This is a genomic window from Pseudomonas viridiflava (assembly GCF_003702045.1).
GTDB classification, from domain to species: domain Bacteria; phylum Pseudomonadota; class Gammaproteobacteria; order Pseudomonadales; family Pseudomonadaceae; genus Aquipseudomonas; species Aquipseudomonas viridiflava_C.
This window is the reverse complement of the sequence record NZ_RBTP01000060.1, coordinates 1-407: the sequence shown is the minus strand read 5'-3', so window position 1 is coordinate 407 and position 407 is coordinate 1. Positions and strand designations below refer to the sequence as shown.

General features: G+C 63.9%; 1 protein-coding gene. It reads right to left on the bottom strand.

The genetic code is table 11. From position 1 onward, the window contains the following. Positions 1 to 407: AMP-binding protein (locus ALP40_RS17810; protein WP_147478339.1), on the bottom strand; the 407-nt coding region annotated here is incomplete at both ends.

Genomic DNA, 407 nt, shown 5'->3' with positions numbered 1-407 from the left:
CCTCCAGCGCGAGCACAGTCACTTCACGCACGTGGGCCTGAGCCTGTAAGCGGGCTTCGATCTCACCCAGTTCGATGCGGAAGCCGCGAATCTTCACCTGATGGTCGATGCGCCCCGCGTATTCGATGCCCCCGGACGCGCGATAACGCGCCAGGTCGCCGGTGCGGTACAAACGTCCGCCATCAGTTGAAAACGGATTGGGTACGAAGCGCTCGGCGGTCAGCGCGGCACGGTTGTGGTAACCCCGTGCCAACCCCGCATGGCCGATGTGCAGCTCGCCGCTGCAACCCTGAGCGACCGGATTGAAATCGGCGTCCAGCACGTACCACGACAGGTCCGGAATCGCCTCGCCAATCGGGCTCGCAGGGTTCTGCGTGTCGGCCTGAGTGATGGGTCGATAGGTCACA